Source organism: Mycobacterium sp. HUMS_12744610, assembly GCF_041206865.1.
In the GTDB taxonomy this organism is placed as follows: domain Bacteria; phylum Actinomycetota; class Actinomycetes; order Mycobacteriales; family Mycobacteriaceae; genus Mycobacterium; species Mycobacterium servetii.
This window is the reverse complement of the sequence record NZ_JBGEDP010000001.1, coordinates 4,081,018-4,104,251: the sequence shown is the minus strand read 5'-3', so window position 1 is coordinate 4,104,251 and position 23,234 is coordinate 4,081,018. Positions and strand designations below refer to the sequence as shown.

22 protein-coding genes and 1 pseudogene are annotated in these 23,234 nt (G+C 70.3%); 11 read left to right on the top strand and 12 right to left on the bottom strand.

Going from position 1 to position 23,234, the window contains the following annotated elements; translation table 11 throughout:
* Window positions 1-8: 8 nt before the first annotated feature.
* Window positions 9-659 carry an envelope integrity protein Cei gene (gene cei, locus AB8998_RS19665; protein WP_369739386.1) on the bottom strand — a complete coding sequence of 217 codons (651 nt, stop codon included), beginning with the start codon at window positions 657-659 and terminating at the stop codon, window positions 9-11.
* A 194-nt stretch (window positions 660-853) separates the two neighbouring features.
* Here cei and AB8998_RS19660 point away from each other — a divergent pair, with 194 nt between their 5' ends.
* Window positions 854-1,156, top strand: coding sequence for a DUF4193 domain-containing protein (locus tag AB8998_RS19660; RefSeq protein WP_067115263.1), 303 nt, complete (start codon window positions 854-856; stop codon window positions 1,154-1,156).
* 9 nt (window positions 1,157-1,165) lie between these two features.
* On the opposite strand, the gene AB8998_RS19655 is transcribed toward AB8998_RS19660, so the two are convergent.
* A complete protein-coding gene (locus AB8998_RS19655; protein ID WP_369739385.1) occupies window positions 1,166-1,645 on the bottom strand; it encodes a DUF3093 domain-containing protein in 480 nt (159 codons plus the stop codon).
* A gap of 25 nt (window positions 1,646-1,670) precedes the next feature.
* Between AB8998_RS19655 and dut the strand changes: the two genes are divergently transcribed.
* Window positions 1,671-2,135 carry a dUTP diphosphatase gene (dut, locus tag AB8998_RS19650; protein ID WP_369739384.1) on the top strand — a complete coding sequence of 155 codons (465 nt, stop codon included), beginning with the start codon at window positions 1,671-1,673 and terminating at the stop codon, window positions 2,133-2,135.
* Between the two features lie 61 nt (window positions 2,136-2,196).
* Window positions 2,197-3,003, top strand: coding sequence for a DUF3710 domain-containing protein (locus tag AB8998_RS19645; RefSeq protein WP_369739383.1), 807 nt, complete (start codon window positions 2,197-2,199; stop codon window positions 3,001-3,003).
* 15 nt (window positions 3,004-3,018) lie between these two features.
* Here AB8998_RS19645 and AB8998_RS19640 read toward each other — a convergent pair whose 3' ends face one another.
* Entirely contained in the window at window positions 3,019-3,717 is a 699-nt protein-coding gene (locus AB8998_RS19640) for an alpha/beta hydrolase (RefSeq protein ID WP_369739382.1), read from the bottom strand.
* A 130-nt stretch (window positions 3,718-3,847) separates the two neighbouring features.
* Between AB8998_RS19640 and AB8998_RS19635 the strand changes: the two genes are divergently transcribed.
* Window positions 3,848-4,216 carry an OB-fold nucleic acid binding domain-containing protein gene (locus AB8998_RS19635; RefSeq protein ID WP_369739381.1) on the top strand — a complete coding sequence of 123 codons (369 nt, stop codon included), beginning with the start codon at window positions 3,848-3,850 and terminating at the stop codon, window positions 4,214-4,216.
* A 53-nt stretch (window positions 4,217-4,269) separates the two neighbouring features.
* Window positions 4,270-4,911 carry a DUF3159 domain-containing protein gene (locus tag AB8998_RS19630; protein WP_369741659.1) on the top strand — a complete coding sequence of 214 codons (642 nt, stop codon included), beginning with the start codon at window positions 4,270-4,272 and terminating at the stop codon, window positions 4,909-4,911.
* A gap of 65 nt (window positions 4,912-4,976) precedes the next feature.
* Here AB8998_RS19630 and AB8998_RS19625 read toward each other — a convergent pair whose 3' ends face one another.
* The 3 genes and pseudogenes from AB8998_RS19625 to AB8998_RS19615 all read right to left on the bottom strand — a co-directional run bounded on the left by AB8998_RS19625 (window position 4,977) and on the right by AB8998_RS19615 (window position 7,780).
* On the bottom strand, window positions 4,977-6,212 hold the full coding sequence (locus AB8998_RS19625; protein ID WP_369741377.1) for an IS256 family transposase: 1,236 nt from the start codon (window positions 6,210-6,212) through the stop codon (window positions 4,977-4,979).
* Window positions 6,213-6,375: 163 nt separating this feature from the next.
* A pseudogene (locus AB8998_RS19620) lies at window positions 6,376-7,032 on the bottom strand (potassium channel family protein); the annotation flags it as partial.
* 64 nt (window positions 7,033-7,096) lie between these two features.
* On the bottom strand, window positions 7,097-7,780 hold the full coding sequence (locus tag AB8998_RS19615; RefSeq protein WP_369739380.1) for a potassium channel family protein: 684 nt from the start codon (window positions 7,778-7,780) through the stop codon (window positions 7,097-7,099).
* 132 nt (window positions 7,781-7,912) lie between these two features.
* On the opposite strand from AB8998_RS19615, the gene AB8998_RS19610 reads away from it, so the two are divergent.
* The 4 genes from AB8998_RS19610 (at window position 7,913) to dxs (ending at window position 14,824) form a co-directional block, all read left to right on the top strand.
* Window positions 7,913-9,907 carry an APC family permease gene (locus tag AB8998_RS19610; RefSeq protein ID WP_369739379.1) on the top strand — a complete coding sequence of 665 codons (1,995 nt, stop codon included), beginning with the start codon at window positions 7,913-7,915 and terminating at the stop codon, window positions 9,905-9,907.
* A complete protein-coding gene (locus AB8998_RS19605; protein WP_369739378.1) occupies window positions 9,904-11,172 on the top strand; it encodes a class I SAM-dependent RNA methyltransferase in 1,269 nt (422 codons plus the stop codon). Before AB8998_RS19610 ends, AB8998_RS19605 begins: the two co-directional genes overlap by 4 nt.
* Before the next feature lie 213 nt (window positions 11,173-11,385).
* A complete protein-coding gene (locus AB8998_RS19600; protein WP_369739377.1) occupies window positions 11,386-12,849 on the top strand; it encodes a cation:proton antiporter domain-containing protein in 1,464 nt (487 codons plus the stop codon).
* A gap of 58 nt (window positions 12,850-12,907) precedes the next feature.
* Entirely contained in the window at window positions 12,908-14,824 is a 1,917-nt protein-coding gene (gene dxs, locus AB8998_RS19595; RefSeq protein ID WP_369739376.1) for a 1-deoxy-D-xylulose-5-phosphate synthase, read from the top strand.
* On the opposite strand, the gene AB8998_RS19590 is transcribed toward dxs, so the two are convergent.
* The 6 genes from AB8998_RS19590 to AB8998_RS19565 form a co-directional block, all read right to left on the bottom strand.
* Window positions 14,821-16,173, bottom strand: a complete 1,353-nt coding sequence (locus AB8998_RS19590) for an HRDC domain-containing protein (RefSeq protein ID WP_369739375.1) — start codon at window positions 16,171-16,173, stop codon at window positions 14,821-14,823. The genes dxs and AB8998_RS19590 overlap by 4 nt on opposite strands.
* 1 nt (window position 16,174) lies before the next feature.
* Window positions 16,175-16,711, bottom strand: a complete 537-nt coding sequence (locus AB8998_RS19585) for a DUF3000 domain-containing protein (protein WP_369741658.1) — start codon at window positions 16,709-16,711, stop codon at window positions 16,175-16,177.
* 182 nt (window positions 16,712-16,893) lie between these two features.
* On the bottom strand, window positions 16,894-17,712 hold the full coding sequence (locus AB8998_RS19580) for an enoyl-CoA hydratase/isomerase family protein (protein ID WP_369739374.1): 819 nt from the start codon (window positions 17,710-17,712) through the stop codon (window positions 16,894-16,896).
* A 64-nt stretch (window positions 17,713-17,776) separates the two neighbouring features.
* Complete coding sequence (locus AB8998_RS19575) at window positions 17,777-19,486, bottom strand: GMC family oxidoreductase (RefSeq protein WP_369739373.1); 1,710 nt, start codon at window positions 19,484-19,486, stop codon at window positions 17,777-17,779.
* The gene (locus AB8998_RS19570) at window positions 19,479-20,219 is read right to left on the bottom strand and encodes a gluconate 2-dehydrogenase subunit 3 family protein (RefSeq protein ID WP_369739372.1); all 741 of its coding nucleotides are present in this window, start codon (window positions 20,217-20,219) and stop codon (window positions 19,479-19,481) included. Before AB8998_RS19570 ends, AB8998_RS19575 begins: the two co-directional genes overlap by 8 nt.
* Before the next feature lie 3 nt (window positions 20,220-20,222).
* Window positions 20,223-20,702 (bottom strand): hypothetical protein, encoded by a 480-nt coding sequence (locus AB8998_RS19565; protein ID WP_369739371.1) that lies wholly within the window; start codon window positions 20,700-20,702, stop codon window positions 20,223-20,225.
* A 131-nt stretch (window positions 20,703-20,833) separates the two neighbouring features.
* Here AB8998_RS19565 and hemE point away from each other — a divergent pair, with 131 nt between their 5' ends.
* Window positions 20,834-21,883 carry a uroporphyrinogen decarboxylase gene (gene hemE, locus AB8998_RS19560; RefSeq protein WP_369739370.1) on the top strand — a complete coding sequence of 350 codons (1,050 nt, stop codon included), beginning with the start codon at window positions 20,834-20,836 and terminating at the stop codon, window positions 21,881-21,883.
* The gene (locus tag AB8998_RS19555) at window positions 21,880-23,232 is read left to right on the top strand and encodes a protoporphyrinogen oxidase (RefSeq protein WP_369739369.1); all 1,353 of its coding nucleotides are present in this window, start codon (window positions 21,880-21,882) and stop codon (window positions 23,230-23,232) included. The genes hemE and AB8998_RS19555 overlap by 4 nt, the downstream gene beginning before the upstream one ends.
* The last annotated feature ends 2 nt before the right edge of the window (window positions 23,233-23,234 follow it).

The following is a 23,234-nucleotide window of genomic DNA, read 5'->3' as shown; positions in this document are numbered from 1 at the left end:
CAGAGCTCTCAGCAGCTGCTGGCGTGAATCTTCTGCAGGAGCATGGGATCCGGCGGTTCGGTGGCGCCGGGGCGCAGGCTGGCCAGCACGGCGTCGATGTCGTCGGTGTGCGCCAGCGTGCCGAAGTCGGTGCCCACCGCGAAGTCGACGGAGTCGTCGGCGCGGTTGTCGTTGAACAGTTCCGTGCACGGCGCCACCAGCCACACCGCCGCCGCGGTGGCCTGTCCGGCCGTCCCGAAGCGGATCTGGCCCTGGCAGTTGAGCCGCGTGCCGGCGTAGATCGGGTCGTTGGCGGCCGTCGGCTGCGCGAAACCGAGGTCTTTCATCGCGCCGGCGACGTCGGCGGCCTGGCCGCCGCGGCCGCTGGCGTTGAGCACCCGCACCTTGGTGTCGGCGAGTCTGGCGGGGGACACGTCGATCATCGCCGTGCGCGACACCTGCTCGCCGAGCTGCGGGCGGGCCGATCCCGGGGGTTGGGGCGGCGGATTGCACGCCTCGGCCTCGCGAACCGTCGCGGGCCGAGTCAGCGCCACGGTCCAGACCACGCCGGTCGCCACGATCAGCAACACCAGCACCACGATGGCCGGGCGAGGGTTGCGGCGCCGAAATGGCCGACCGTGCTTGTCGAACGCTGTACCCTGTGTGATTTGTGCGACCACAGGTGCACTCTAGTCGCACACCGTTCACACTGTTTTGACGCCGAACGCAAGGCTTATCTTGCGGTGTGATGCAAATCACACATTAACGGGTCGAGATACGGGCACGAATCGTTTGGTGGATGCGTTCGACGCTGATACAAAGCGTTGCTTGAAGTTATTTAGGGCTTGCGAGGGGAACAGGGCAGGTAACAGATATGCCGACCGATTACGACGCTCCACGGCGCACCGAGACGGACGACGTCTCGGAAGACTCGCTGGAGGAGCTCAAAGCACGGCGGAACGAGGCGGCCTCGGCGGTGGTCGATGTCGACGAATCCGAGACGGCCGAGTCTTTCGAGCTGCCCGGCGCCGACCTGTCCGGCGAGGAGCTTTCGGTACGTGTCATTCCGAAGCAGGCGGATGAGTTCACCTGTTCGAGTTGCTTCCTGGTGCAACACCGCAGCCGGCTGGCCAGCGAGAAGAACGGCGTGATGATCTGTACCGACTGCGCGGCCTGAGAGCTGCACTCAGCTTGTCAGGGCCGACAGCACCCGCCCGGGGTGACGGCAGCTCACCAGCCAGTAGGGCGTGGGGTCGTCCGGGTCGTCGAGGACGACCAGGGCCATCGGGCCTATCCACGCCCGGTGCAGCACGTAGGCGGCGGGATCGAGCTGGCGGCCCAGGGCCGCGGACTTGGCCGAGCGCGGGATCACCGCGGACCGCGTTATCGCCGTGGCGGGCAGATGCGCCCGGCCCGCCCACAGCTCGACGCCGTCGGGCCCGGCGGTGACCTGGATCTCGATGCGGCCCAGCCACAGCAGCGTTCCCCCGGCGACCGTGAACAAGATCACGAACGGCACCCAGGCAGGCAGAGCCGCGCCCGCACCCATGTTGACCTCGAAGGCGATCAGCCCCGCCAGCGCCAAGCCGAGCGGCCACCACCACCACGGCACCCACAGCCGCTCGCGGTATCGCACGCTGTGGGGCGCGACGCGCGTTCCAGACACGCGGTCAAGGGTAATCTGTGCCCCCGTGTCGACCCCTCTGGCGATCGTTCGCCTCGACCCCGAGCTTCCGGTGCCCGCGCGCGCTCACAGCGGCGACGCCGGAGTGGACCTCTACAGCGCCGAAGACGTGACGCTCGATCCGGGGCACCGTGCGCTGGTGCGGACGGGGGTCGCGGTCGCGATCCCGTTCGGGATGGTCGGGCTGGTCCACCCCCGCTCGGGTTTGGCGGCGCGGGTGGGACTTTCTATCGTCAACAGCCCGGGCACCATCGACGCCGGCTACCGCGGTGAGATCAAGGTCTCGCTGATCAACCTCGACCCGGCCGAGCCCATCGTGGTGCATCGCGGCGACCGCATCGCCCAGCTGCTGGTGCAGCGGGTGGAATTGTTGGAGCTGGTCGAGGTCGCGTCGTTCGACGAGGCCGGGCTGGCCGAGACGTCCCGTGGCGACGGCGGCCACGGTTCCTCCGGAGGACACGCGAGTTTGTGACCGCCGGCGGGAATGCTGAGGGAAGCGATGCAGACGGATGCGATGAGGAGGAGCGGCGCTGATGGTGGCATTCGGCAGGCGCTCAGGTAAACGCGGTGGGGACGAGGCCCCCCAGGCCGCCGGCGGGCCGGGCGGCGGACCCACGGAAACGGACCGACCCGTCGAGGAGCCGGTCGAGGCGGAGGCTGCCGGCGCTCAGGCCGCCGACGAGCCGGGCGCTCTCGAAGGCCCGTTCGACATCGACGACTTTGACGACCCGTCCGTCGCGCAGGTGGCCCGGCTCGACCTGGGTTCGGTGCTCATCCCGATGCCCGACGGCGGCCAGTTGCAGGTCGAGCTGACCGAGACCGGCGTCCCCAGCGCCGTGTGGGTCGTCACACCCAATGGCCGTTTCACCATCGCCGCCTACGCGGCGCCCAAGACGGGCGGTCTGTGGCGGGAGGTGGCCGCCGAGCTCGCGGAGTCGCTGCGCAACGACTCGGCCACGGTCAGCATCCAGGACGGCCCGTGGGGCCGGGAAGTGGTCGGCAGCGCCGCCGGGGTGGTGCGGTTCATCGGGGTCGACGGTTATCGCTGGATGATTCGTTGCGTGGTCAATGGCACGCACGAGACGATCGAGGCGCTGGACCGGGAGGCGCGTGCGGCGTTGGCGGACACGGTGGTTCGCCGCGGCGAGACGCCCCTGCCGGTGCGCACGCCGCTGGCGGTGCAGCTGCCCGAAGCGATGGTGGCGCAGCTGCGGGAGGCCGCCGCCGCGCAGCAGGCCCAGCAGGCCGGCGACGCGCAACCGGCGCCGGACGGGCCCGCGGAACGCCGCAGCGCCCAGGGATCGGCCATGCAGCAGCTGCGGTCGACGACCGGCGGCTGACCCGGACCCCGGGGCTCACAGGTCGGCCAGCGCCCCCAGGCACGCCGCGCCGAGTTCGGCGGTGTCCGCGCCGAACTGTTGCAGCGTCACCGTGCGCAGGGCTGCACGCGGCGCGGCGGCGACCCATTCCACCGCGACCTGCAGCGGATGCACGGTGTCGTCGACGGCGCCGACCACGGCCAGCGGCGCGGCCAGCCGGCCCAGGTCGGCGTGGCCGGGGGCGACGTAGCCCGCCGCTGCGTCCATGGCGTCGGGCAGGTGTGGCCACTGCGCCCGCCACGACCGCGCCAGCTCGTCGCCGAGCCAGGGCGGGCTGGATGCCCGCATCTGGGTCGTCGTCGCCGCCAACCCGTCGCTGCGCAGCCGGGCCGCCGAGTACCGGGCCGCCAGGGCGGCGGGCGCCGACCCGGGCGCTCCGGCCCAGGCGGGCAGCGCGGCCAGCACTGCGACCGTGCGGTCCGGGTGCGCCAGCGCCCACGCGGTTGCCACCGCGGCGCCGATCGAGATGCCGCCGACACAGACCGGACCGACCCGCGCGGCATCGTCCAGGGCGGACAGATATCCGTCGATCAACCGCTCCGGGCGCGGCGCGGGGGCCACGAGCAGCGCGCCGGCCTGCTGCAACGGGCCGGAGAACGCCCGCCGGACGTAGTCGTCGTCGGAGCCGGTTCCGGGCAGCAGCACGGTGGTGACACCGCTCAGATCGACACCCACCTCTCCGATAGTGCCCGGCCCTGCCGTCCGCTCCAACACGAGGTTTGGCCCGGTTGGCGCGCGGGAACCAAGAGCTCTAAGGTGTCCGTTGGCATAACGGAAAGCGCCATCAGCATTGTCAGGAGTGGCCATGGGGGCGCAAGGGTATCTGCGCCGGCTCACCCGTCGGTTGACGGAGCACCCGGAGCAACGCGACTCCGAGGAGTTGTCCGACGAAGTGACGAGCACCGGCGCGCAGCGGGCGATCGATTGCGAGCGCGGCCAGGAGGTCACCATGGTCGGCACGCTGCGCAGCGTGGAGACCAACGGCAAGGGGTGCTCGGGCGGCGTTCGCGCCGAGTTGTTCGACGGCACCGACACCGTCACCCTCGTGTGGTTGGGTCAGCGCCGCATTCCCGGCATCGACTCGGGCCGCACGCTGCGGGTGCGCGGCCGGGTGGGCAAGCTCGAGAACGGCGCCAAGGCGATCTACAACCCGCACTACGAAATTCAGCGGTGACCGTCTCCGACGACGGGGGGGCCGCTCCGATCGGCCCGACGGACTGCGGTGGCATCGTCACCGGGCGCACCGGCGCCGAACGCCTGCTGGCGCAGCTGGGCGGGGTCAGCGGCGTCGTCTACTCGTCGCTGCCCGTGGTCACCTTCGTGTTCGCCTCCAACCTGTTCGGGCTGCTGGCCGCGGTCGGGTCCGCGCTGGGGGTGTCCGCGCTGGTGCTGCTGTGGCGGCTCGCCAGGCGGGAATCCATGCAGCCGGCGGTCTCCGGGTTCGGTGGCGTCGTCGTGTGTGCGCTGATCGCCTACGTCATGGGGGAGTCCAAGGGCTACTTCCTGCTGGGCATCTGGATGTCGTTGCTGTGGGCGATCGTTTTCTCGGTGTCGGTGCTGGTGCGCCGGCCGCTGGTCGGCTACCTGGCCAGCTGGGCTGGCGGGCGCGAGCACACCTGGCGCGGCGTGCCCCGCGCGGTGTACGCCTTCGACGTCGCGTCCCTGTGCTGGGTGCTGGTGTTCGGCGCCCGGTTCGTCGTGCAGCGACACCTCTACGAGGCCGACCAGACCGGTTGGCTGGGGGTCGCCCGCATCGCGATGGGCTGGCCGTTGACCGCGATGGCCGCGCTGGTCACCTATTCGGCCTACCGGTCGGCCCAGCGCGCGATCGCCGCGGTCAACGAGGCCGGCGCCCGCGGCGTGGACTAGCCGGCCGGCGCGAGCCTGTCACGATTTCTGTGTAAGTCAGAGGTGATTTGACTACGAGTTGTATTCTAGCACAATGGGATTCGCCCAGGGAATAGTCTGGCGAGTGTGTTGAGCGCCACAGTCCAGTTGTGCGTTCCAGTACCCGAATAGCCTCCTCTCTCGCTGGAGATGTTGCGCAGCCCGAGGTACAGCAACTTCATCGCGGCGTCCTTGTCCGTGAAATGACCACGGTTCTTGGTGATCTTGCGCAACTGGAAGTTGATCGACTCGATCGCATTGGTGGTGTAGACGATCTTGCGCAACTCCACCGGATAGTCCAGGAACGGAACGAATTCCCCCCAGGCGTTGTGCCACACGTCAATTGCACCCGGATATTGGGCGCCGAATTGCTGGTCGAACTCCTTGAGTGCGAGTTCGGCTCCATCGACGGTCGGCGCACTGTAGATCGCCCGCATCGCGGTGGCGACCTTCTTGCGGTCCTTATAAGACACGAAGCGCATCGCATTCCTAATGACGTGCACGACGCAGGTCTGCACCACGGTATCGGGATAGATCGAGCGGATCGCATCAGGCAGACCGGTCAGCCCGTCGCAGCAGGCGATGAGGATGTCGCGCACCCCGCGGTTGCGCAGGTCGATGACGACCTTCTGCCAGAACTTCGCCCCCTCGGAGTCCTGGATCCAGCAGCCCAAGGCGTGTTTGCGGCCCTCCAGATCCACGCCAATGGCCAAATAGGCGACCTTGGTGGTGATGACCCCGTTGTCGCCGATCCGCAGCCGCAGCCCATCGATGTAGAGGATCGGGTAGACCTCATCGAGCGGGCGGGCCTGCCAGGCCTTGATCTCATCGACCACCACCTCGGTGATATTGGAGATCAACTCCCGCGACACCGACGCCCCATAGACCTCCTGCAGGTGGGCTTCGATATCGCGGGTGGTCATTCCCCGTGAATACAGCGACAACACCACCGAATTGATGTTGTTGAGCCGGCGGGTCTTCTTCGGCACAATCGCCGGCTCAAACGAGCCGTTGCGATCACGCGGCGCATCGATCTGCACCGGGCCGTTGACGGTGGTCACCGTTTTCGGCGTGGTGCCGTTGCGCGAATTTCCCGATCCGCGTCCGGCCGGATCGCCGGCCTCATAGCCCAGATGGTGGGTTAGCTCCGCATTCAGCGCCCGCTCCAGCACGGCCTTAGTCAGCTGGTTCAGCAAACCGTCCGCGCCGTCGATCGGGGTCCCGGTCTTCACCGCATCCTTAATCAACGAGTCCAGCGTCTCTTCGGTGAACATCTCGGCCAGCCGCCGCGCCGCGGTCGTCTCCTCAGCCGGCATCTGCATGGTCTTGGTCACAAAACACTCCTTCTGTCCGCCCAACGGCGGTCCGATGATGGACCACCCCGGACTTACACAGATGGAATGACACGCCCGCCGGCGCCGCTTCCCCCGGCTCGGCCGGCGCAGTGCTCGGCAGCAGCAGTGCGCGCAGCTCCTCTTCGACCTCGGTAACCGCGACGAACAGCAACTCGTCGCCACCCTCCAGTGGTTCGTCGGCCTCCGGGACGATCACGCGCGGACCGCGCAGGATGGTGACCAGGGCGGCGTCCCGGGGCAGTTGCAGCTTGCGTACCGGCTTGCCGCCCCACGGCGTGTCGTCGGGCAGGGTGATCTCGACCAGGTTGGCCTGACCCCGGCGGAACTCCATGAGCCGCACCAGGTCGCCGACGGCGACGGCCTCCTCGATCAGCGACGCCAGCATGCGTGGCGTCGACACCGCGACATCCACCCCCCAGGCGTCGGTGAACAGCCATTCGTTGCGTGGATCGTTGACCCGCGCCACGACCCGCGGCACCGCGAACTCGGTCTTGGCCAGCAGGCTGAGCACGACGTTGGCCTTGTCGTCGCCGGTCGCGGCGACGACCACGTCGAAGTCCTCGAGGTGCACCGATTCCAGCAGGCTCAGTTCGCAGGCGTCGCCGAGGCGCCAGTGCGCGGCCGGGATGGCGTCCACGTCGACGTGGTCGGGGTTGCGCTCGATCAGGGTCACCTCGTGGTCGTTCCCGACCAGTTCCCGCGTGACCGAACGACCGACCGCTCCGGCCCCGGCGACAGCTACCCTCATCTGGCCCACTCTCCCCCGCAAGCGGGTGGTACCCCCACAGCCCCGCCGGTCGGCTCTTTCCGCTTCACCGGCCCGGTCCCGACTCGAGATCCTCGCTCGGCGGCAGCGCCCCGATGGCCACCGCCTCGGCGGCACGACCGGAGATCGCGGCGACATAGACCTGATCCCCGGCCTGGATGACCGTTTTCGGCTCCGGCAACACCCCCGCCCCGAACCGGATCAGGAACGCGACGCGGGCGCCGGTGGCCTGCTCGAGATCGGTGATCCGATGGCCCATCCACTCCTCGTGCAGGACGACCTCGGTGACGACGACCGTGCCGGTCGGGTCGCGCCACTTGGCGGTCTCGGTGTCGCGCAGCAGCGCGTTGAGCAGCCGATCGGTGGTCCAGGGCACGGTGGCGATCGTGGGTATCCCGAGGCGCTCGTAGACCTCGGCGCGCTTGGCATCGTAGATGCGGGCGACGACGCGCTGGACGCCGAACGTCTCGCGCGCCAGCCGCGCCGAGATGATGTTGGAGTTGTCGCCGGAGGACACCGCGGCGAACGCCTCCGCCTCCTCGATGCCCGCCCGCAGCAGCACATCGCGGTCGAAACCCTGGCCCAGCACCCGCTCGCCGGCGAACTCCGGGCTGAGCCGGTTGAATGCAGTGCTGTCGCGGTCGATGACCGCGACTTCGTGGCCGATCCGGGATAGCCCGTCGGCGACCGACGAACCCACCCGGCCGCACCCCATCACTACCACCCGCACTTGGAGTCCTCCCGGCTGGTCCCGCTGGTGTTCATCTGTCGGCAACCTCGTGTGGCCAGCCGATTTCGGTCCAGAACATTCTCGCCTGGAGAACGCTACCGGCAAGCCGGGGTGGGCTTACTCTTGGCTCTCGTGTCCAAACTTTCCACCGCCGCTCGCCGGTTGCTGATCGGGCGACCATTCCGCAGCGACAGGCTGACGCACACGCTGCTGCCCAAGCGCATCGCCCTGCCGGTGTTCGCCTCCGACGCCCTGTCCTCGGTGGCTTATGCGCCCGAGGAGATCTTCCTGATGCTCTCGGTGGCCGGCGTGGCCGCCTACTCGCTCACGCCGTGGATCGGGCTCGCGGTCGTCGCGGTCATGCTGGTGGTGGTGGCCAGCTACCGGCAGAACGTGCACGCCTACCCCTCCGGCGGCGGCGACTTCGAGGTCGTCACCACCAACCTCGGCGACAACGCCGGCCTCACGGTGGCCAGCGCACTGATGGTGGATTACGTTCTCACCGTTGCCGTTTCGACGGCGTCGGCGATGTCGAACATCGGCTCGGCCATCCCGATCGTGGCCGAACACAAGGTGTGGTTCTGCGTGGCGGCCATCCTGCTGGTGATGGGGCTGAACCTGCGCGGAATCCGCGAGTCGGGGGTGGCGTTCGCCATCCCGACCTACGCGTTCATCTTCGGGGTCGTCATCATGATCGGCTGGGGGCTGTTCCGGATCTACGTGCTGGGCAATCCGTTGCGCGCCGAATCCGCCGCGTTTCAGATGCACGCCGAGAACGGCCCGGTCCTCGGTTTCGCGTTCGCGTTCCTGGTGGCGCGGTCGTTCTCGTCGGGCTGTGCGGCGCTGACCGGTGTCGAGGCGATCAGCAACGGGGTGCCGGCGTTTCAGAAGCCCAAGTCGCGCAACGCCGCCACGACGCTGCTGATGCTGGGCGGGATCGCGGTGACGCTGCTGATGGGCATCATCGTGCTGGCCCAGAAGATCGGGGTCCAGCTCGTCGACGACCCCGCGACCCAGCTGACCGGCACCCCGCCGGACTACTACCAGAAGACCCTCGTCACGCAGCTGGCGGAGACGGTGTTCGGCAGCTTCCACATCGGGTTCCTGCTGATCGCGACGGTGACGGCGCTGATTCTGGTGCTGGCGGCCAACACCGCGTTCAACGGGTTCCCGGTGCTGGGCTCCGTCCTGGCGCAACACAGCTACCTGCCCCGCCAGTTGCACACCCGCGGAGACCGGTTGGCGTTCTCCAACGGCATCCTCTTCCTGTCGGCGGCGGCGCTGCTGGCGATCCTCGCGTTCCGGGCGGAGGTCACCGCGCTGATCCAGCTGTACATCGTGGGGGTCTTCATCTCGTTCACGCTCAGTCAGATCGGCATGGTCCGGCACTGGACCCGGTTGCTGCGCACCGAGACCGACCCGCGGGTGCGGCGCACGATGATGCGCTCACGGGTCGTCAACACCGTCGGGCTGCTGTCCACGGGCACGGTCCTGTTCATCGTGTTGATCACGAAATTCCTTGCCGGCGCCTGGATCGCGATCGTCGCGATGAGCGCGCTGTTCGTCGTGATGAAACTCATCCGCAAGCACTACAACACCGTCAACCGGGAATTGGCGCAGGCCGCGGAGGAGGAGAAGGAGATCGTCCTGCCCAGCCGCAACCACGCCGTGGTGCTGGTGTCGAAGCTGCACCTGCCGACCCGGCGCGCGCTGGCCTACGCGCGGGCCACCCGGCCCGACACGCTGGAGGCCGTCACGGTCAGCGTCGACGACGCGGAGACGCGGGAGCTGGTGCACCAGTGGGAGCAGAGCGAGATCAGCGTGCCGCTCAAGGTCATCGCCTCCCCGTATCGCGAGATCACCCGCCCGGTGCTGGATTACGTCAAGCGTGCCAGCAAGGAGTCGCCGCGCACCGTGGTGACGGTGTTCATCCCCGAATACGTGGTCGGACGCTGGTGGGAGCAGCTGCTGCACAACCAGAGTGCGTTGCGGCTCAAGGGCCGCCTGCTGTTCATGCCCGGCGTGATGGTGACCTCGGTTCCCTGGCAGTTGACCTCGTCGGAGCGGCTCTCCAACCTGCAGCCGCAATCCGCGCCCGGCGACGCCCGTCGCGGAATTTTCGATTGAGCACACGACCGCGGCCCGACCCGCCTCGGGCGGGGACAGCGGCGCCGGCCGAGGCCGAGCTGACGGTGGTCACCGGCGCCCCCGCCAACGGCGGCAGCTGCGTGGCCCACCATGAAGGCCGGGTCGTGTTCGTCCGGTATGCGCTGCCCGGCGAACGGGTGCGGGTGCGCGTCACCGCGGACCGCGGATCCTATTGGCACGCCGAGGTTGTCGAGGTGATCGAGCCGTCGCGGGACCGCACCGACTCGCTGTGCCCGATCGCCGGGGTGGGCGGTGCCGGGTGTTGCGATCTGGCGTTCGCCACCCCGGAGGCGGCCCGGGTGCTCAAGGCTCAGGTGGTGGCCAACCAGTTGCAACGGCTGGGCGGGTTCGACTGGAGCGGCGCGGACGCGGGGGCCGAGCAGCTGTCGGGTTCCGGGCCGACCGGGTGGCGCACCCGGGTCCGGCTGGAGGTGGGACCGGACCGGCGCCCCGGGTTTCACCGGTACCACAGCGACGCCCTGGTGACCGACCTGCGCTGCGCGCAACTGCCCCACGGGATGCTGGACGGGATCGCCGCGAACGTCACCCGGGCCGACCTGCCGCCGGCCGCGCAGCTGCACGTGGCCGTCGACGACGACGGCCGGCGCCACGTGGTGCGCACCGTGCGGCAGGGCGGGCGGATCGCCACCAAGGTCGTGGAGGGCGGCTACGAGGCGGTGCAGCGGGTGGGCGAGCGCAGTTGGCGGGTGCCCGTGACGGCCTTCTGGCAGGCCCACCGCGACGCGGCGCGCGTCTACACGAGCCTGGTCGCCGAGTGGGCGCAGCCGGCGGCGGGCATGGCGGTGTGGGACCTCTACGGCGGTGCGGGGGTCTTCGCCGCCGCGCTCGCGGACGCGGTGGGGCGCGCCGGGCGGGTGCTGACGGTCGACACGTCGCGCGCGTCGACGCGCGCCGCCCGGGTGGCGCTGGCTGACCTGCCGCAGGTGAACGTGGTCACCGACTCGGTGCGACGGGCGCTCGCGTCGCAGCGCGCCGGCGCCGACGTGGCCGTGCTGGATCCGCCGCGGGCGGGGGCCGGACGCGAGGTGATCGATCTGCTGGCCGCCGCCGGGGTTCCGTGTGTTGTCCACATCGGTTGCGAGGCGGCGTCTTTCGCGCGCGACATCGGCCTGTACCGCGGGCACGGCTATGTGGTGGACAAGCTCAAGGTGTTCGACGCGTTTCCGCTGACCCATCACACCGAATGCGTTGCGCTGCTGACCCGCGCGCGACGGCGACCGTGAAGCGCACGAGAAACCGGTAGGCGCAATGCCTCTGCGGGTGCCAGCCGAGAGCGGCTACACTCCATTCGCGGTGTGCCGGGAAGTCTGGTCGGCGACGTCTTTGTCGACCGACTGAAAGGCTCAGGTGCTTACCACAATAGGACGGTCCCCGGCCGTCGAGCCGGGTCGATCGCCCATGCGGTGCTCCCCGGGCCGTCTCCGAGTGCCGCCGTCGTGAACGAGACCCTCAGTTACGCGCTGATGGTCCTGTTCGCCAGCGCCATCGGTTTGGTCGCGGTCCTGGCGAACCGCCTGACCGAGCGGTTCAAGATTCCGGTGCCCCTGCTGGTGCTGGTCGGAGCGGCGGTGGCGGTGCGCGCCGTGCCCGCGGTGCAGCCGCCGACCGAGCGGATCGTGGAGCGGGTCATCACCATCGCGCTGGTGCTGGTGTTGTTCGACGGCGGAATGCACATCGGGCCCGCCCGTTTCCGGGCGGCAGTCGCGCCGATCCTGTCGGTCGGCGTCCTGGGTACCGCCCTGACCGCCGCCGGCGCCGCGCTGATGCTGCACTACGCGTGCGGAATCGGCTGGTTCCCCGCGGTGCTCGTCGCGACCGCGGTGGCCCCCACGGATCCGGCCGTGGTCTTCTCCGTCCTGGGCAAACGAGAGATCAGGGGGCGCAGCAGCACCATCCTGGAGGGCGAGTCCGGCGCCAACGATCCGGTCGGCATCTCGTTGATGACGAGCCTGGTCGCCGCCGGTGCCCTCAGCGCGGCCGGGTTCGCCGGCGTGGGAGCCCAGTTCATCCTGCAGATGGCGATCGGCCTGGCCGTCGGGGTGATCGGCGGCCGTGCCCTGCTCGTCTTCATGCGCCGCGTGGCATTGCCGAGCGAAGGCCTCTACCCGCTGCGAACGCTGGCATCCAGCCTGATGCTGTACGGCATCGCCACGCTGGCGCACGGCTCGGGGTTCCTGGCCGTGTTCGTCGCCGGCATCGTGATCGGCGACGCTCGAGCGCCCTACAAGGCCGAGATCAAGCGCTTCCACGCCGCCCTGGCCGGTCTCGCCGAAATCGTTGCCTTTGTCGTGCTGGGTCTGACCGTCGACCTCAACGTGCTCACCCATCCGGACGTATGGATTCCCGGGCTGGCTCTCGGGGTGGCCCTGACGGCGCTGATCCGTCCGCTGGCGGTGAGTTCCTGCCTGCTCGGGGTGGAGCTTGCGCGAAACGAACGTCTGTTCATCCTGTTCGCCGGCCTCAAGGGGGCGGTGCCGATCCTGCTCGGCGAGTTCGTGCGCGCCGCGCACGTGCCCGACGCGGAACGCCTGTACGGCATCGTGGTCGTCGTCGTGATCTTCTCGGTTCTGGTGCAGGGCAGCGCGGTGCCCGGTGTCGCGACCCTGTTGCAGCTGCCCATGCGCACGGTAGAGACCCAGCCGTGGGAGATCGGTGTCCGGCTCGCGGACGAGCCGGAGGGCGTCCACCGGTTCAGTGTTGCCAAGGGCTCGGCCGCCGAGGGGTGCACCGTCGAGGGGCTCAGCGACCGCGTCGGCGACATCTGGGTGAGCATCGTGGTCCGCGCCACCGGCCTGGTGCCGGTGCGGGGCGACACCGAACTTCAGGCCGGCGACGAGGTCGTCATGCTGGCCGACCCCGAGCTTCACGGCACGCTGGCCGAACTCTTCGGTCCCTCCTAAGCCGGCTGACTTCCGCCGCGGCCCTGCTGTTCCCGCAACCGCTGCGTAGACTGACCGGATGCTCGAACAGATCCGCGGGCCCGCTGATCTGCAGCACCTTTCCCAGCAGCAGCTGCGCGATCTCGCCGCCGAGATCCGCGAGTTCCTGATCCACAAGGTCGCTGCCACCGGAGGACATCTGGGCCCCAACCTGGGCGTCGTCGAACTGACGCTGGCGCTGCACCGGGTGTTCGATTCGCCCCACGACCCGATCATCTTCGACACCGGCCATCAGGCTTACGTGCACAAGATGCTGACGGGGCGTTGCCAGGACTTCGAGAGCCTGCGCAAAAAGGGCGGGCTGTCGGGCTATCCGTCGCGCGCCGAGAGCGAGCACGACTGGGTGGAGTCCAGCCACGCCAGCGCGGCGCTGTCGTACGCCGACGGGCTGGCCAAGGGGTTCGAGCTGAGCGGTCACCGCAACCGGCACGTGGTCGCGGTGGTCGGGGACGGCGCGCTCACCGGCGGCATGTGCTGGGAGGCGCTGAACAACATCGCCGCATCCCGCCGGCCGGTGGTCATCGTCGTCAACGACAACGGCCGTAGCTACGCGCCGACCATCGGCGGCGTCGCCGACCATCTCGCCACGCTGCGGCTGCAGCCGGCCTACGAGCAGGCGCTGGAGAAGGGGCGCGAGGCGCTGCGGGCGATGCCGCTGTTCGGCAAGATCGCCTACCGGTTCATGCACAGCGTGAAGGCGGGCATCAAGGATTCGCTGTCCCCGCAGTTGCTGTTCACCGATCTCGGGCTCAAATACGTGGGACCGGTCGACGGTCACGACGAACGCGCCGTCGAGGTGGCGCTGCGCCACGCGCGCGACTTCGGGCGCCCGGTGATCGTGCACGTGGTCACCCGGAAGGGGATGGGCTACGCGCCGGCGGAGGACGACGAAGCCGAGCAGATGCATTCCTGCGGCGTGATCGACCCGGTCACCGGCCGGGCCACCAAGATTTCCGGCCCGGGGTGGACGGCGACCTTCTCCGACGCGCTGATCGCCTACGGCAGGCAGCGCCGCGACATCGTGGCCATCACCGCGGCGATGCCCGGCCCCACCGGGCTGACGGCGTTCGGGCAGCAGTTCCCGGACCGGCTGTTCGACGTCGGCATCGCCGAGCAGCACGCGATGACGTCCGCGGCCGGTCTGGCCATGGCGGGGATGCATCCGGTGGTGGCGATCTACTCGACGTTCCTGAACCGGGCGTTCGACCAGGTCATGATGGACGTGACGCTGCACAAGCTGCCCGTCACCATGGTGCTCGACCGGGCCGGGATCACCGGTTCGGACGGCCCCAGCCACAACGGCATGTGGGACCTGTCGATGCTGGGCATCGTGCCGGGCATGCGGGTGGCCGCGCCGCGCGATGCGACGCGGCTGCGCGAGGAACTCGGCGAGGCGCTCGACGTCGGTGACGGGCCGACCGCCATACGCTTCCCCAAAGGCGATGTGGGCGAAGACATCCCGGCCCTGGAACGGCGTTCCGGCGTGGACGTCCTGGCGGTGCCGGCCAGTGGCTGCAACCACGACGTCCTGCTGGTGGGGGTCGGGGCGTTCGCGGCGATGGCGATGGCCGTGGCCCGGCGGCTGCACAACCAGGGGATCGGCGTGACCGTGATCGACCCCCGCTGGGTGCTGCCGGTGGCCGAGGGCGTCGTGGAACTGGCGGCGCAGCACAAGCTGGTGGTCACGCTCGAGGACAACGGTGTCAACGGCGGTGTCGGGTCCGCGGTGTCGGGCGCACTGCGGCGTGCCGAGGTCGACGTGCCGTGCCGCGACGTCGGGCTGCCGCAGGAGTTCTTCGAGCACGCCTCGCGCGGTGAGGTGCTGGCCGACCTCGGGCTGACCGACCAGGACGTGGCCCGACGGATCACGGGCTGGGTCGCCGCCCTGGGCAGCAGCATCGCCGCCGAAACTGAGATCCGCGAGCGCCTAGACTAATCCGGGCTTTCCCCGCTGCCGTCGATCTCGGTGCCGGCACCCTCGGCCTGCTGGACCGCGCGCGCCAGCACGGCGACCACCAGCTCCCGCTGCCAGGTCCGTGCCTGCCCGGCGCGCAGGAACGCGTCGACGGCCTCGACCGCGTCCGCCGCTCCGCCGGGGGTCTCCCAGTCCCAGCACAGTCGCCGCACCAGGTCGGGCGAGACCAGGTTCTCGGTGGGGACGTCCACCCGCTGCGACACCTCAGCCAGCGCGGCCCGCGCCGCCTCCAGCCGGGCCGCCGCCTCGGGTTTGCGTCTGCTCCACCGCGACGCGGGCGGCGGCCCGTTCGGTTGCTCGGCGTCCAGCGGCGGAGGCCGGTTCTCGCGGGCCGCCTGCAACGCCGCCAGCCACACCTCGGCGCTGCGCCGCTGGTTGCGCCCACCGAACACCGGCAGCGCGACGAGTTCCTCGACCGTCGTCGGGTTGGCGACCGCGGCGTCGATGATGGCCGAGTCCGGCAGGACGCGGCGCGGTGCGACGTCGCGGCGCTGGGCGATGCGGTCGCGGGCCAACCACAGCTCGCGTACTGCGGCCAGGCCGCGGCGGTCGCGAATGCGATGGATTCCCGACGTCCGCCGCCACCGGTCCCGGCGCGCCACCGGGGCGGCGTCCATCAGCCCCAAGTTGCGCAGATGGTCGAATTCCTGCGCGGCCCAATCGGTTTTGCCTCGTTCGGCCAGAACCTCCGAGACCGCCTCGCGCAATTCGATGAGCAGTTCGACGTCCAGGGCCGCGTAGTTGAGCCACTCGGCGGGCAGTGGGCGTTTGGACCAGTCGGCCGCGCCGTGGCCCTTGGCCAGCCCGTAGCCCAGCAGGCGCTCGACCATGGCCGCCAGGTTCACCCGGTCGAAGCCGGCCAACCGCCCAGCCAGCTCGGTGTCGTAGAGCGCCGGGGGCCGCATCCCGACCTCGGCCAGGCACGGCAGGTCCTGGTCGGCGGCGTGCAGGATCCATTCGTCGGTGCCGAGCACGTCGGCCACGGGCCGCAGCGCCTCCAGCGGCTCGGCGCCGTGGCTGACCGGGTCGATGAGCACGGTGCCGGCCCCGGCGCGCCGGATCTGGATCAGGTAGGCCCGGTTGGAGTAGCGGAAGCCCGACGCGCGCTCGGTGTCCACCGCGAACGGGCCGTGGCCGCGGTCGAGCAGTTCGGCGGCCGCCCCGATCTCGCGGACGCTGACGGACAGCTCTGGTAGTCCGGCGGCCGGGTGCACCAGGGGGATGGCGTCGGGTTCGGTGGCGTCGGGCGCGTCGCCGCCGGGTTCCGCGGCCGGCGCGCCACCGGTCCTGGAGGCCGACGGTTCGCGCATGTCAGGCGCGTGACCGCGAGCTCAGGTCGGTGACCCCGGACGGCGGCAGGCCCGCGGCGTACTCGAGCACCTCGCAGAACGCCTCGACGTGGACGCCGAGGTCGGGGGTGGTTGCGGTCCACGACGCCCGAAGCTCGAGTTGGTTGGCGCGGGGTGGCCCGGAAATGTCGCCGTAGCGCACCGAGGTGGTGGCGGTGACGGTGCCGCCGAGGGCCGTGACGTGCTGCAGGCGTGCCTCCAGAGCGTCGTTCAGCCAACTCCACGCCACCTCGGGGAGCAGCGGGTCCACGGCCTCGCTGGCGTCCAGGTCGGCCTGGATGTAGGCGACCAGGCGCAGCGTGCCGTCCCAGGCGTCGGCGCCCTCGGGGTCGTACAGCAGGATCAGCCTGCCGAACGCGTCACCCTCGGACCGCTCCGGGACGATCTCGAGGTCGGGGTGCTTGACCTCGGCGCCCAGCGCGTAGCTGTAGGGCGCCAACCGCTGCGGCGGCCGGATCGGGCCCAGCTCGATCTCCGGCCGCACGCTGACGGCGTTCATCGCCGCGACCGCATCGCGGAATGGGGCCGGTTCAGCTGAGCTCACGAGTGCCGCTCCTCGTCACAACGTCCGACGGTAGACCCCCGGCCCGACACGCCGCGACAGGCACGCCGCATCGCGCGCCGTCGCGACCAAGCCGTTATGTCGGTCCGCCGTTCCCGCGGCGGCAGGTATCGGCCCTGCTAGGTGGCGGTGCCGGTGAAGTTCGCGGGGCGTTTCTCTCGGTGCGCGGCCAGGCCCTCGGCCACGTCGGGCCCACTGAAGCTGAGGAATTCCAGGCCCACCGACGTCTCGAAGGTCGGGCCGAACATCCGATACCAGTGGTTGAGGCTGTGCTTGGTGAAGCGGATCGCGTTCTGCGCGCCCTGTGCCAGCTTCTCGGCGATGCCGGCGGCGGTGGTCAGCACGTCGTCGTCGTCCACGCACGCCGAGACCAGGCCGATGCGCTCGGCCTCCTCGCCCAGCAGCGTTTCGCAGGTGAGCAGGTAGTACTTGGCCTTGGCCATGCCGACCAGCAGCGGCCAGCAGATCGCAGCGTGGTCACCCGCGGCCACCCCGAGCTTGGTGTGCCCGTCGATGAGCTTGGCGGTTCGGCTGGCCACCGAGATGTCGGACAGCAGCGCCACCACCAGGCCCGCGCCGACGGCCGGACCCCGGATCGCCGAGACCACCGGCTTGTCGCAGTTGATCATGTTGAACACCAGGTCGCGGGCCTCACGCATGATGCGCATCCGGTCCTCGTAGCCGCCCATGGTCTCGGCGATCAGATCGAAGCTGCCGCCGGAGGAGAACGCCCTGCCCTCACCGTGCACCAGCACCGCGCGCACGTCGGGGTCGCGATCGATCACCGGCCAGATGTCGGCGAGGTCGCGGTGCATCTGGGGCCCGACCGAGTTCAGCCCGGGCGCGTCGAGAACCAGCGTCAGCACCCCGTTCTCGCCGCGTTCACAACGCAGGCTGGGGAACTCGTCGTAACTCACCGGGGGGACACTGACGGGCATCCGGGCTCCTGAATCTTCGATCGCTGCGCGCTGAACGGTTGCGGTTCTGGATAGTACGCAGCCGCTAACCACGCCCGGAGCGTGCACCCACGCCGACGGCCTCGGCCTTGATGTCGCCGCGGGCGATCCGCTCGCCCAGCCGCGACGCCAGCGCCATGATGGTCAGCGCCGGGTTGGCGCTGCCCTGGGTGGGGCACACCGAACCGTCGGTGATGAACAGGTTCGGCACCGCCCAGCTGCGGTGGTCGGAGTTGACGACGCTCTTCTCCGGGTCGGTGCCCATCCGGGCGCCGCCGATGAGGTGGGCGAAGCGCTCGATGGTGAGGATGTCCTGGGCGCCGCCGGCGTGCAGGATGTTGGTGATGACCTCCCTCGAGTAGTCCATGTTGGCCCTGTCGTTACCGGAGAGGCTGTAGTCCATCCGGGCGATCGGAATGCCATAGCGATCGGTCTCCCCGTCCACGGTGGTCACCCGGTTGTCCGCATGGGGCAGCAGCTCGTTGAGCACGCCGACGACGGCCCAGTGGTTGTAGTCGCGCATGTATTCGCGCAGCGCCGGCCCCCAGTGCCCGTCGGCCAGCACGTGCTCGGCCCAGCCGATCGGCAGCGGGGAGACGGTCTGGATGGAGAACCCGCGGGCGAAGCCCCGGTCGGGATCGGTCTCGTAGAACTGCTCCGAGGAGACCTCCGGCGGCGGCGCCTTGTACATCCGCAGCTCCTCCGGCCAGCGCCCGGCGGTCTGCGTGGCGCCCTGCACCATCACGTAGCGGCCGACCTGGTCGTGGTTGTTGCACAGGCCGTCGGGGAAGCTCGGGCTGGTCGAGTTGAGCAGCAGCCGGGGCGTCTCGATCGAGTAGCCGGCCACCGCGACCACCTTGGCGCGCTGGAACCGCTCTCGAAAACTCCCGTCGTCGTCGTTGGCGAAATAGGTTACCCCGCTTGCGTTCCCGTTTCCATCGAGCTCGATGCGCCCGGCCATGCAGTTCGCGCGAATCTCGACGCCGTGGTTCAGCGCGTCGGGCAGGTGGGTGACGTACGGGCTGGCCTTGGCGTTGACCTTGCAGCCCTGCAGGCAGTAGCCGCGGTAGATGCAGTGCGGCCGGTTGCCGAAGGTGCCGTTGACGATGCCCACCGGGCCGACGCGCATCTCGATGCCCAGGTTCAGCGCGCCCTCCCAGATCTTCATGGCCGACCCCGACACCGGATGGGGCGCGTGCGGGTAGCGGTGCTGGTATCCCCACGGCCAGTCCTGGCCGGCGACGGGGAGTTCGCGCTCGACGCGTTCGTAGTGCGGCAGCAGGTCGGCGTAGCTGATCGGCCAGTCAACGCCGACCGCGTCGCGGCTGAAGGTCTCGAAGTCGCTGGGGTGGAAGCGGGGCGTGTAGCCGGCGTAGTGCACCATCGACCCGCCCACGCCGCGGCCGGAGTTGTTCTTGCCCAGCTCGATCGGGTCCGCGCCGCCGATGATCCGCTTCTGCGTCCAGTACAGGTGGCGCGATCCGGCTTCGTCGGAGACCCAGTCCTCGTCGGGGTGCCAGAACGGCCCGGCCTCGAGGATCACGATGCGCCAGCCCGCCCGGGCCAGCCGCTGGGCCAGCACCGAGCCGCCCGCGCCCGCGCCGACGATCACCAGGTCGACTTCCTCGTCGTCGGAGTAGCGGCGCATGGTGGCCTCGCCGGGCAGTTCGCGCGAGTGTACGTCGAGCAGAAATCGCGAATCGTTGTCGCGCGGGCCCACCGAACCCTTGAACACGCCGCGCCAGAAGTCACCCATAGAGGTGGTCCTCCTCGACGGCCCCGGCCGGGTCCTCGGCGGTGGCACCCGGGGTCTCGAACTGCTCGCGGTTGGCCACCCCGCCGAGCCGCATGAAACCGCGCGGGTAGGCCGGCCCGCCGAACCCGATCTCGTTCCAGGCCCACGGGTGGCTGTAGAACGCGCCTAACGCGCCCCGCATCACCACCGACCACGCCCGCTTGACGTTGAGCTTCTCCCACGTCCCGCCGCAGAGCTGTGCCTTGGCGAAGCGCCCGACGATGAACTCCTGGTCCTCGATGGGGGCCGCCGCGAACGACTCCGCGCCCGAGGTCGCCTCGGCTGTCTCATTCAAGCCGGCGAGCACCATGTGCCAGGTATCGCGGTCGTCGGGCATGCCGGCGTACTGGTAGCCGTCGAACTCGCCGTCGGCCAGCTTGGCGTCGACCATCTCGGCCACCGGGATCCGCGGGTCGGCGTCCTGGGCCAGCGCGATGTCGCAGAACGCGCGCAGCGTGGGTTCCTCGGAGGCGTCGAAGAACCGCAACGGGCCCGGCTCCTCGAGCCGGGCCAGCACCACCCGGCGGGTGGCCCCGTCCCAGGTGTCCATGGCGCCGAGCACGTCGTAGTCGGGGTAGCGGCCGATCATCTGCGGTGTGACGCCGCGGCGCTGGCGGGGCAGCCACGACGGGTGCAGCGGCTTGCCGTCCGGACGCAGGTTTGGCAGGTGGTGGCCGCTGGTGACGTCAGCCACGGCTCACTTCTCCCGGCGCAGGATCGCGGCGAGCAGGCCCATCGCGCCGACGATGCTCATCAGCCCGGGCGCGGCGATCGGCGGGCCCATCGGCACGTTGTAGTTGAACAGCTTCCAGCCGCCGGGGCGGCGGGCCACGCCGCGGGCGTGGAAGTATTCGCCCAGCAGGCCGTTGGCCGCGTACACCGCCGAGGTGATCGGCAGCCACCGCTTGGCCCACCGCCGTGAGAAGACGCCGGCCACCCCGGCGACGACGACCGGAGGGGTGACGACGATGGGGCTCCACATCCACTTGTTACCGAAGCTGGCGCGATAGTGCTCGAAGTAGATCTCCGTGGTCGTCACCAGTGCCCCGATGGCCGTCAGGCCCGACAGTGACCGTTCGAAACGGCCGTGCGCGACGTTCTCCAGCGCCCGGTCGACGAAATGCTCCACCTCCTCGCCCACGTTCTTGTCTTTCGCCGAGCCGCCCGTCAGCAACATCAACCGTCTCCTTCCGTAGCCATCGAGGGGCAAAGCCGGCGTGACGCCGAAACACACGGCCTCCGTATCACCCATTACCCAGAAGCTCGCCGCGCACACCTTGCCGGCCGCTCGTGGCAGCATTGAGCGCGATGAGTACTCGCCGCGACCTACCCGAGTCGCCGTATCTGGCCGCCGTGACCGGTCGCAAACCCAGCCGGGCGCCGGTGTGGTTCATGCGCCAGGCCGGCCGCTCGCTGCCCGAATACCGCGCGCTGCGCGCCAACCACAACATGCTGGCCGCCTGCTTCGACGCCGAGCTGGTGTGTGAGATCACCCTGCAGCCGGTGCGCCGCCACGGCGTCGACGCGGCGATCCTGTTCTCCGACATCGTGGTGCCGCTGCTCGGCGCCGGCATCGACCTGGACATCGTCGCCGGTGTCGGGCCGGTCATCGCCGCGCCGGTGCGCACCGCGGCCGACGTCGATGGGCTCAAACCCCTTGACCCGCAACGAATTCAGCCGGTTTCGGACGCGGTCGGGTTGCTGGTGGCCGCGCTCGGGGAGGTCCCGCTGATCGGGTTCGCCGGTGCGCCGTTCACCCTGGCGTCCTACCTGATCGAGGGGGGCCCGAGCCGCCACCACGCCCGCACCAAGGCGATGATGCTGGCCGAACCCGACAGCTGGCACGCGCTGCTGGGCAAGCTGGCCGACGTCACCGTCGGTTTCCTGCGGGCCCAGCTCGACGCGGGGGTGGACGCCATCCAGGTGTTCGACTCGTGGGCGGGGGCTCTGTCGCTGGCCGACTACCGCACCTACGTGCAGCCGCACAGCGCTCGGGTGTTCGCCGAGCTGGCCGACTACGGCGTGCCGATGACGCACTTCGGGGTCGGCACCGCCGAGTTGCTGGGCGCGATGTCGGACTGCGGGGCCACGGTGGTCGGTGTGGACTGGCGTACCTCGCTCGCGGACGCCGCGTCCCGCGTCGGCGCCGGCACGGCGCTGCAGGGCAACCTCGACCCGGTGGTTCTGCTCGCGGACTGGCCGGCGGTGGAGCGCGCCGCGCGCGCGGTGGTCGACGACGGACGCCGCGCCGTCGACGCCGGGGCGGCCGGTCACGTGTTCAACCTCGGCCACGGGGTGCTCCCGGAAACCGATGCCGGCGTGCTGACCGAGTTGGTGTCGCTGGTCCACTCGCTATGACATCTCGCTCGTATTGCGTTGTCGGGGGCGGTGTTTCGGGGCTGACGGCGGCCTACCGGCTGCGTGCGGCCGATGCGGACGCCGACATCACGCTCGTGGAGCCCGGTGACCGGCTGGGCGGGATCCTGCGCACCGAGCGCGTCGGGGCGCAGTCGATGGACGTCGGCGCCGAGGCGTTCGTGCTGCGCCGGCCCGAGCTGCCCGCGCTGCTGGCCGAACTCGGGCTGTCCGGGCGCCAGCTCGCCACCACCGGCGCGCGGCCGCTGATCTACGCCGGGCAGACGTTGCATCCGCTGCCGACGGGTACCGTCGTCGGGATCCCGTCGTCGGCGGCCTCGATGGTGGGGCTGGTCGACGAGGCCACCGTCGCACGCATCGAGGCCGAGCCCGCCCGCCCGCTGGACTGGCGCCCCGGCGCCGATCCGGCGGTCGCCGACCTGGTGGGTGAGCGCTTCGGCGAACAGACGGTGGCCCGCTCGGTGGATCCGCTGCTCAGCGGGGTGTATGCGGGTTCCGCGGCGACGATAGGCCTGCGCGCGGCGGCCCCCGGCGTGGCGGCGGCCCTCGATGGCGGCGCCGCCTGCCTGACCGACGCGGTCCGCCGGGCACTGCCGCTGGCCACCGGCGCGCCGGTGTTCGGGGCGATCGACGGCGGCTATCAGGTGCTGGTCGACGAGCTGGTGCGGCGCAGCCGGTTGCGCCGGGTCCGCGCCGCGGTGCGCCGGCTCGACCGGGCCGGGGCCGGCTGGGACCTGCTCGACGACTCCGGTGCGCGCCACCACGCCGACGCGGTGGTCCTGGCGATTCCGCCCGCACAGGTGGCGCAGCTGGTGGCCGGCATCGCCCCGCACAGCGCCGCGGCCGCCGGCCGGATCGTCTGCGCGTCGTCGGCGGTGGTGGCGCTCGCGGTGCCCGCCGACACCCCGTTCCCGCAGTGTTCGGGCGTGCTGGTGGCCAGCGGGGAGCGGTTGCGGTGTAAGGCGGTCACCCTGTCGTCCCGCAAGTGGGGCGCCCGCGGGGACACCCAGCTGCTGCGGCTGTCGTTCGGGCGTTGCGGCGACGGGCTGGCCGAATCCGCCTCGGACGACGACCTGCTGGGCTGGGCGCTGAGCGACCTGGTCGACGTGTTCGGGCTGTCCGTCGAGCCGGTCGACGTGCGCGTGCAGCGCTGGCTCGCGGCGATGCCGCAGTACGGTCCCGGACACGCCGCGCTGGTCGCCGAGGTGCGCGCGGGTCTGCCCCCGGGGCTGGCCGTGGCGGGCAGCTACCTGGACGGCATCGGCGTGCCGGCGTGTGTCGGCTCGGCGGGACGCGCGGTCGAGGCCCTCGAAGCGGAAGTGGCACGATAGGT